Consider the following 10,174-nt stretch of genomic DNA (forward strand, 5'->3'; position numbering starts at 1 on the left):
TTTAACAATATTAACAAAAATCGGTACTTTCAAGCAAGTACAGCCATTTTGTCCTGTAAAATTGGCGTAGTCCTGAGTATGCAGCACTATCTTATTGTCATAAAGATAATAATTGCTTGAGCTACATCGTGGGGCAAGTGCTGTTTTCTTTATTACTCTAACCGAAAAAATAATCGTCTGTTCTCTGTCCAAGCTATCCTCTACTATCACACCGCGTAGATTCAGCAGTTTTGTCGTTAATTTTTTCAGGAGTTTACTTAAATACTTAATAAAGTTTAAAGATTCTTGCAGATTAAGTACCAAACAAGCACATTGAGATTTGTTAAAATCTAAATATTATTCAAAAAGCTTAGATTATACTTTTTTAGAGTGCATAGAAAATAGTTTTTTAATTCGGTTCTGTCATAAATATCAGTATAGCTACTGAAATACCACCTGCTCTTTAATTGATCACTAGGGAAATTACGTACATGAGCATTACTATTTTCGGTTACAACATAAGCGCAGCTATTTACGAAAGTGTCAATACTATTATTTATCGCGGCACCAAAGATATTGATAGAACCTCAGCAATTATCAAAACCTTCAAAGCTGAGCATCCAACAATCGAAGAAATTTCCCGCTTAAGACACGAACATAAAATACTTCGACATTTAGACAGTCAAGGAATAGTTAAACCCATAGCTTTAGAAAACTCTCATAACGGCTTAGCGCTGATAGTAGAAAATTTTAGCGGTCAATCCTTGAAAGATTATCTTAACAATCAATCCTTGGCGATAGATGCCTTTCTCAAAATCGGCATTCAGTTAGCAAACACTCTGGGAGAGATCCATCATAGTAATGTAATCCATAAAGACATTAAGCCCCAAAATATCCTAATTAACCCAGATACAAACGAAGTAAAAATCATTGATTTTAGCATTGCTTCTCTCTTAGAGCGAGAAAATCAAACCGTCACCAATCCCAACTTATTAGAAGGAACTCTCGCTTATATGTCGCCGGAACAAACCGGCAGAATGAACCGCTCAGTGGACTACCGCACGGACTTTTACTCCCTCGGCATTACCTTTTATGAAATGCTGACGGGTAAGCTACCTTTTTCCGCAAAAGACCCCCTAGAATTCGTTCATTGCCATATAGCTAAAGCACCAATACCACCTCAAAAGCTGAGTCCCGAAATCCCGGATGCAGTTTCTGAAATTGTAATGAAATTATTATCTAAAACCGCTGAAGATAGATATCAAAGTGCTTTAGGAATAAAAGTTGACTTAGAAACCTGCCAGCAGAGGCTTGCTTCAGGAGAGATTTGCCAATTTATTATAGGTCAACTAGATTCCTACAGCCAATTTCTGATTCCGCAAAAACTCTATGGACGGGAAAAAGAAGTTGCTAGTTTGCTAGAAGCTTTCGCTCGCGTCAGTGGTGGGACAACGGAAATGATGCTAGTTTCCGGTTATTCAGGTATCGGGAAATCTTCCTTAGTTAACGAAGTTGATAAACCTATAGTGGGAGCAAGAGGGTATTTTATTTCGGGTAAATTTGATCAATTTAAGCGGAATATTCCTTATGCTTCTTTAATTCAAGCATTTCAAGGATTGATGCGGCAACTGCTCACTGAAAATTCTGCTCAAATAGCTATTTGGAAAGCTAAAATTATCGAAGCACTTGGTGCCAATGGGTCAATTATTATTGAGGTTATTCCCGAAGTAGAAAAGATTATTGATCCACAGCCTGCGGTTCCGACTTTGGGACCCACTGAATCTCAAAACCGATTTAATCGAGTGTTTCAAAAATTTATACAGGTGTTTAGTAAACCCGAACACCCCCTAGTGATATTTTTGGATGACTTGCAGTGGGCAGATTCGGCTTCCCTTAAGCTTATCCAGCTCATTATGACCCATCCAGATAGTAAATATCTGCTATTAATTGGGGCTTATCGGGATAATGAAGTCAGTGCCACTCATCCCTTAATTTATACTTTAGAGCAAATTCAAAATACCAGGGCGATAGTAAATAATATTATCCTCCAACCTTTGGATATATCTCATGTCAACCAATTAGTAAGCGAAACCCTTCGCACTCACATTTCCGAAGTTTTGCCCCTGGCTGAGTTGGTTTTTAAGAAAACCCAGGGAAATCCCTTCTTCTTGACTCAACTGCTCAAATCCCTTTATCAAGACCAACTCCTCTCCTTTGATTTCATTCAAGTTTGTTGGCAGTGGGATATCCAACTGCTTCAAGGCATTGATATCAGCGATAATGTTGTCGAATTGATGGTCAGCCAAATTCAAAAGCTATCGTCCCCGACGCAAAATGTCTTAAAATTAGCTGCCTGTATAGGAGATAAATTTAGTTTAGAGGTTTTGGCAATTGCTAATAAAAAATCTCAGTCAGATACCGCAAGGGATTTATGGGAAGCGCTACAAGCTGGTTTCGTTATACCACTAAATAATTCCTACAAAATCCCCCTGCTATTTGACTCGGCCATATCTACAGAAACGTCAACCGAGCAGTTTAATGTCACCTACAAGTTTTTGCATGACCGAGTGCAACAGGCGTCTTATTCTCTGATACCAGAGGATCAGAAAAAAGAAACTCACCGAAAGATTGGTCAATTACTACTGAATTCCACAACCCCTGAAGAACGAAAAGAAAATATCTTTGCACTGGTTAACCAACTAAATTATGGAACGGATTTAATCACTTTAGATGTGGAAAGATATGAGCTGGCAGAACTTAATCTGATCGCGGGACAGAAAGCCAAAGCTGCCACAGCTTATGAGTCGGCTGTCAAATATCTAAATGTGGGTTTAGGACTACTCCCGGAGAATAGCTGGGAGAGTCAATATAATCTGACGTTTAACCTCCATCTTGAAGCAGCAGAAACTGAATATATAAACACTAATTATGAGCGAGCGCAACACTTATCTGAGACGACCCTGAAACAATCGAAAACCCTTCTAGAAAAAGGCAAGGTCTATGAACTTATAATTCAATTAGAGATGTCTCAAAATCGGAGAATATCAGCTATAGATAATGGACTCGTCGTTCTGGAAATGTTCGGAATTAGCTTAGAGCAAGAACCACCTCAAGAACTGATAGTTGATGATTTAGTAAACTTGCCGACAATGACAGCTCCCGATAAACTCGCGGCTATGCGAATATTAAATCTTATTATAACACCAGCTTTTATTGTAAATCCTGCGATGTTTCCGCAAATTCTTTATACAAAAATAGCCTTGTCTATTAAGTATGGAAATTCGCCTGAGTCTGCTTTTGCTTATCTTTGGTATGGAGTGTTACTCTGTGGAGGATTAGGAGACATAGATTCTGGATATCGATTTGGCAAATTAGCTATTTTTTTACTAGAGCAATTTAACGCACTTACCCTTAAATCCAAAATAATTTGTATATTTAATTGTCTGGCAAGGTTTTGGAAAGATCCGCTTAAGGCAACCCTAGAATCTTTGGTGGAGGCCATTCAAAGTGGTATAGAAACTGGAGATATAGAATATGCTTGTCACAGTATAGCAAATTATTGCAATCACTTACTTTTTAGCGGGGGAGAGCTACAAAAACTTGAGCTAGAACAGGCAAAGTATGTTTGTATGACCATTCAGCTCAAACAAGAATATGATACTTTATTTGTGAAAGTTCACCAACAAATAGTTGACAATTTACTGGACAAAAACTCAGACAAATACCATTTACTAGGTGCAAGCTTTAATGAAGAAGAACTACTACCAGGAATTATAGCTTCTAATAATGGGACTTTGCTCTATGCCTATTATGCCGGTAAAATGATGCTATCTTATTTATTTAAAGAGTTTAATCAAACAGTGATAATTGCTCATTTAGCATTAAAATATGCCACCATGGGTGCCGGATTAATCCACATGAGTATCGACAACTTTTACCATTCTCTTTCCCTCCTAGCACTTTATCCAAAAGCATCGCCAAAAGATAAAGAAAAATATCTAAGTGTAGTAGCAGCTAACCAAGAAAGAATGAAGACTTGGGCGTTCCATGCGCCGTGCAATTTTCAGCACAAGTATGAGTTAGTAGAAGCAGAAAAAGCGCGGATTTTAGGACAACCTTTAGAAGCGAGCGATTATTATGATCGCGCCATAGCAGGAGCCAAAGAACAGGGATATATCCAAGAAGAAGCATTAGCCAACGAATTAGCAGGAGACTTTTATTTTTCCCGTTCTAAAGATAAAATTGCTCGGCTTTATTTAACCGATGCTCGCTACGGATATATTCGCTGGGGAGCTAAAGCTATAGTCAAAGATTTAGAAGCCAAATATCCTCAAATATTTTCCCGGATACCCAAGCCAGAAACTCAACGTAGCCAGATCACTATGAGCACTAGCTCGACAAGTGCAGCGAGTGGCGCACTAGATTTAGCGACTGTCATCAAAGCCTCTCAAGCTCTCTCTGGCGAAATTGTGTTGACTAATTTGTTAGCGAAATTGATGAAAATAGCGATCGAGAATGCGGGTGCTCAAAGTGGCATTTTCATTTTAGACAAAGCTGGAAATCTACTCATTGAAGCTTATGGCACTGTAGATGGCGATGTAGAAGTGCTGCAAAGAATACCAGTGGAAAACACTAAGCAACTACCCATATCTTTGATTAACTATGTTGCCAGAACTCAGGAAAATGTGGTATTAAACGATGCGAGTTGTGAAGGAACCTTCACGGCGGATACTTATATCGTCAACCAAAAACCCAAGTCAGTATTATGTACTCCCATAGTCCATCAAGGAAAACTGACTGGGATTCTTTACTTAGAAAATAATCTCACAACTGGTGCTTTTACTCCCGAGCGTTTAGAAGTTTTACAACTTTTATCTTCTCAAGCAGCTATTTCAATTGAAAATGCCCGTCTTTATAACGATTTAGAAGCAGCCAATGCTACTTTAGAAGCGAAGGTGGCAGAAAGAACGCAACAGTTACAAGAAAAAAATATCGATTTACAAAAAGCAGAAGAATTAGCGAAAGCAGCCAACTCTGCCAAGAGTGAGTTTCTTGCTAATATGAGCCACGAGCTCCGAACGCCACTTAATGGCATTTTGGGTTACACCCAAATCCTCAAACGACAAAAAAACTTGGCTGACCAGCAAAAAGATAGTCTGAACGTGATTAGTCAGTGTGGCGAACACCTCTTAACCCTAATTAACGATATTTTAGATCTCTCCAAAATCGAATCCCGAAAAATGGAAATCCACTTGAGTAATTTCCATTTCTCACAATTTTTGGAAGGTCTGACTGAAATTTGCAATATTCGGGCAGAACAAAAGGGAATCTCCCTTATTTACGAGCCCATTACCCAACTACCTATTGCCGTCCAGGGTGATGAAAAACGGTTGCGTCAAGTTTTAATCAACTTACTTGGCAATGCGATTAAGTTTACCGAAAAAGGCGGAGTCGCATTCAAAGTAGGATATCAAGATGGCAATATTCGGTTTCAAGTGGAAGATACCGGAGTGGGTATGGCATCAGAGCAATTGCAAGACATATTTTTGCCTTTTCACCAAGTAGGAGAAGCCAACCTGAAGGTTGAAGGAACCGGGTTGGGACTCGCAATTAGTCGCCAATTAGTCCAGATGATGGGCGGTGAAATAAAGGTGAAGAGTACATTAGGAGAAGGGAGCATTTTTTGGTTCGATTTAGATTTGCCAGAGGTATCGGAATGGGCGACTAATGCAGCCAAAGCCAATGCCCACACAATCGTTGGTTTCAAAGGCCGAAAGCTAAAAATTCTCATAGCTGACGACAAGTGGCAGAATCGTTCGATCCTGGCGGGAATGCTTCAGCCGTTAGGATTTAAAATTCTGGAAGCAACGGAGGGTCAGGACTGTTTAAACAAGGCGGTGGAGTATAAGCCCGACTGTATTTTAATGGACTTGATGATGCCAGTAATGAGCGGCTTAGAAGCAACGCGCCGGATTCGCAAATCATCAGATCAGACTAATTTAGTGGTGATTGCTACTTCTGCCAGCGTTTTTGATTTCGATCGACAACAAAGTGCCGAGGTAGGTTGCAATGATTTTATTCCGAAACCCATACGAATCGAGGAGCTTTTAGAAAAATTACGTACTCATTTAGGGTTAGAATGGATTTATGAAGAAAATCTGGAAGAGATTAGGAAAGCAGAAGGAGAAAAAAAATCTCTAAGTTCTGAAATTGTAGCTCCCCCCGATGAGGAAATCGCCGTTCTATTCGATCTAGCGATGATGGGCGATCTCCGAGGGATTGCGGAGCGAGCTGCAAAACTAGAACAACTCAATGAGCAATGGGTTCCCTTTGCCAGCCATCTGCGCCAGTTAGCGAAAGGATTTGAAGAACAACAAATCCTAGAGTTTATTAAACAATATAGGACGACAACAAATGAGTAGTGAACTTGCCGAACAAAGCACCATTTTGATCGTAGATGACACCCCGACAAATTTAGGTGTCCTGTTCGATTTTTTGGCTGATTTTGGCTTTAAAGTATTGGTAGCTAGGGATGGTCAAAGTGCTCTCCAGAAGGTCGCATATGCTGCGCCCGATCTGATCCTGTTGGATGTGCTTATGCCAGGAATAGATGGGTTTGAAACTTGTCGCCGTTTGAAAGCTAATGACTTAACGAGAGACATTCCCGTGATTTTTATGACGGCTCTTGCTGATACGGTGGATAAGGTTAAAGGTTTGAGTTTGGGTGCGGTCGATTATATCACTAAGCCTCTTCAGCATGAAGAAGTTTTAGCTCGTGTTAATGTCCACATGAAGCTCCGCAACCTGTCGAAAAAACTCCTAGAGAAAAATGTGTGCTTGCAATCAGAAATCGAACAGCGTGTCGAAGCGGAATCCTCGCTGTTGAAGCTGGCATCGGAGTTGGAAAGGCGAGTTGAGGAAAGGACGGCTGAACTTTTTCAATCCAATCAATTGCTCAAACAGGAGATTCAAGAGCGTCTGCAAGCAGAGGCAGGATTGCAACAATCGGAAGCTTTATTGCGAACCCAAACTCAATGTTTAGAAAAGGCTTTTCGAGAATTGCAAATCACGCAGACTAAACTTGTGCAGAGCGAAAAAATGTCTTGTCTAGGTCAGCTTGTTGCAGGTGTAGCCCATGAAATTAATAATCCGGTTAATTTTATTTTTGGGAATCTTTCTTATGCCGATGATTATACCCAAAATTTGATTGATCTCGTCAATCTTTATCACCAAGAATTTCCGGATGCAGGGCCAAAAGTTGAACAGAAAATAGAGGAAATAGAACTAGGTTTCTTGGTTGAAGACTTACCTAAATTGCTGAGTTCAATGAAGGTAGGTGTTGACCGGATTCGCGAAATTGTTCAGTCGCTGCGAATCTTCTCGCGATTGGATGAATCTGAAATGAAACCGGTGGATATTCACCAGGGTATTGATAGCACTCTGTTAATTTTGCATAACCGTGTTAAAGGAAGGGGCGATCGACCTGCAATTGAGGTGGTCAAAGAATTCGGCAATCTGCCTCTGGTAGAGTGTTATGCGGGTCAGCTTAACCAGGTGTTTATGAATCTTGTTGCTAATGCTATTGATGCCATAGATGATTATAATACGACGCGATCCTTAAGTGAAATGAAAGCTAATCCTTCTCAGATTTTCATTCGCACTGAGGTCACGGAATCTAATCGAGTATTAATTCATTTTATGGATAACGGGCCGGGGATGACAGAAGAAATTAGCCAACACCTATTTGAGCCATTTTTTACTACTAAGCCTATCGGGAAGGGTACTGGTATTGGGCTGTCGATTTCCCATCAGATTGTAGTGGATAAACACGGGGGCAAGCTCAATTGTATTTCAGCTCCTAATCAGGGGGCAATCTTTATTATTGATATTCCCGTTCACCAGAAAATATTGGCTACTAATTTAATTACGATGTCTAAAACAGCTTTGGGTATTTCTTAGTTAATTTTAACTGAAGGCGAGTTCAATAAATTTTAAGGGTTGCACGACTATATCAAAATCGATCAGGCAGGGGGATATTCCCCTACTTTAGGTAATGAAGTAAGAGACGGATAGAAGCCTTCGGGAGCATCTCAAGGAAAGCAGCGAAGCTAGAAATTGGAGTTTTGAGGCATGAGGCACAAGGAAGGAACGAGAAGAAGTGTTTTTATAACCCACATTCGGCACCCCCAACTGGCACATACGCGGATTGAGGGGGTAAAAGTGAATCATCCGAGATAATAGTGAGTAAAAACACCCGAAAATCTGTGCAACGCTTGCATCACCCAGTTAGGAATTTCTAACAATTGCCATGAGCGCATGAATTAAATTTCTTCAAGCATAAAAAGTCAAAAATCTGACCATTACTAACTATTACTTCCCAGCATATATCGCTAGCATTATGAGCATGAGGCATCACTTCTGCATCTACAATTACTTAAATGTAAATCAGTTTTCCCAATCAATATTAGACTTGATTCACAACAAGAAATAATCAAGCTTATAGGTGAATGTCAATAAAATTTCTATCGCCAACCGTTCAGATATCAAATTAAAAACTTATTGAATTCCTTGAATACAAACGGTATGAATAAATTGAAAAGTTGGGAATGTCCAGCGTAGAGCAAGTCGTTTTTTTCTTTAGCTAACTAATTTTTGACTTAAGAATTTGTGAGTTGCAAGTTTTGACGTAGTAACCTTTGATCTCAAGTATAAACCAACAAACACAAACCCATTATCACAGTTAATGTCTCTATTCTTTCCGGCGACTTGAGGAACACGCTATCCGTAAAAAATAGGGGGTCTTTCAAAAATCCAAGCCCTCTCTCTGCTGCCTGCTGTTCCTTATATTTCACCATCATTTCATCAGGATTTAATTTTGATACATCCAGCACATTAGTAGCTAAGATAAATCGGCCACTAGCTTTGGTTATGCGGGCGATAGCACTAGCATCTAATTCCAGTTTGGCTTAAACTTTAAATATCAAGCTAGAGCTAGAATTTTAATGAAAAATAGTCAAATCAGTAATTGGTCTTCCTGTCGCTTCTAGAGTGCTGCTTTGAGTTAAATTATGACATTTTAGTTGTTGGGATAAACGACTTGCTGCTGAGTCCAGCATCGACCCTACAAGCAAATTCAATAATTGATAAATCTTGCCTCGTTTTTTGACCCTCAACTTCAGGTTTTTTGATTTTTTTTAATTCCTTAAGTCGGTCAGCATCACGGCGCAAACTACTCTCTATTATTAACTATTTTTGTGTAAGTTCACTATAATTACTTTTGTGTTTTGACCAACTATACCCCGTCCGAGAAATATCCTGCAATTCTGATTCATTTAATTGAGATACCATTGGCTGCCCTTGTTTCAGGCTTAGTAGTACACGAGTTAACCATCTTAAATTGGTTAACATTTCTAAATTTGGAGCGGTATATAATGCACTTTAAGCTACCATTAAACTGTCGACATTTAATGGTTGTTTAAAGTCTTGACAAATTGAGGCAAATATGGCATTATCTGATTCGTTCCCTGAAGCTACTCGCAAAAATACTGGTACATCTTTGTCTCGACTACAAATTAGGTCTAAAATGAATTGTTTTAAGTCGGAATTTGGCCATTGAGTAGCCGTAGGTGATCTTAATTGGTATTGGGGATGTTTGATGGTTGATTGATGAATTATCTGAGCGATTGCCCTCGATTTCTGTGTGATAAAAAGATACTGATGGCAACTCTTGTTCATATTTTCCATGTAGATCAAATGAGCTTGAGTCTAAGTGAGATGTGTCGATATTTATCGGGAATTTTTGAGCCGCTGACAGGGCAATGGCTGTGAATATTTCGGTAAGTTCGGTGCTTTATAATTTATCTAATACTCTTCATAAACGGTCATCATTCAGATGTGATGCTTGAATTCCTGACCCAAGTAAATGTTCTATTGCTTTCCCTTCAAAAAATTTAGATAATAAGTATAGTCGGGCGGAAACCAACCCTAATCCATTGATAATCATGGCTTTGACTACCAGGCCGGGACTGACTATCTCGCCCGGTTGTTCGCCTACTAATTCATTGATTTTTTGGACAATTCCTAGGTCATTAATTAGACCTGCTACTAAGCCTAGATTGGGGTGCATCTCAGTTTTGCAAATACATCAAGTGGAAAGTTGACCATTGAGATAAGCACAGCGCAGAGAAAGGATAGA

The 10,174-nt window shown here is 39.5% G+C and carries 3 protein-coding genes; 2 read left to right on the forward strand and 1 reads right to left on the reverse strand.

What is annotated here, in order from left to right; all coding sequences use genetic code 11:
* The first annotated feature begins 470 nt into the window (after positions 1–470).
* Complete coding sequence (locus QUA10_RS07790; protein ID WP_333082070.1) at positions 471–6,401, forward strand: AAA family ATPase; 5,931 nt, start codon at positions 471–473, stop codon at positions 6,399–6,401.
* Positions 6,394–7,938, forward strand: a complete 1,545-nt coding sequence (locus tag QUA10_RS07795) for a response regulator (RefSeq protein ID WP_333082071.1) — start codon at positions 6,394–6,396, stop codon at positions 7,936–7,938. Before QUA10_RS07790 ends, QUA10_RS07795 begins: the two co-directional genes overlap by 8 nt.
* Before the next feature lie 1,912 nt (positions 7,939–9,850).
* Here the strand turns inward: QUA10_RS07795 and QUA10_RS07800 are convergent.
* Positions 9,851–10,105: a DUF4277 domain-containing protein gene (locus QUA10_RS07800; RefSeq protein ID WP_333082073.1), complete on the reverse strand. Its 255-nt coding sequence runs from the start codon at positions 10,103–10,105 to the stop codon at positions 9,851–9,853.
* Positions 10,106–10,174 lie beyond the last annotated feature (69 nt).

It is taken from the genome of Microcoleus sp. Pol8_D6 (genome assembly GCF_036700965.1).
In the GTDB taxonomy this organism is placed as follows: domain Bacteria; phylum Cyanobacteriota; class Cyanobacteriia; order Cyanobacteriales; family Microcoleaceae; genus Microcoleus.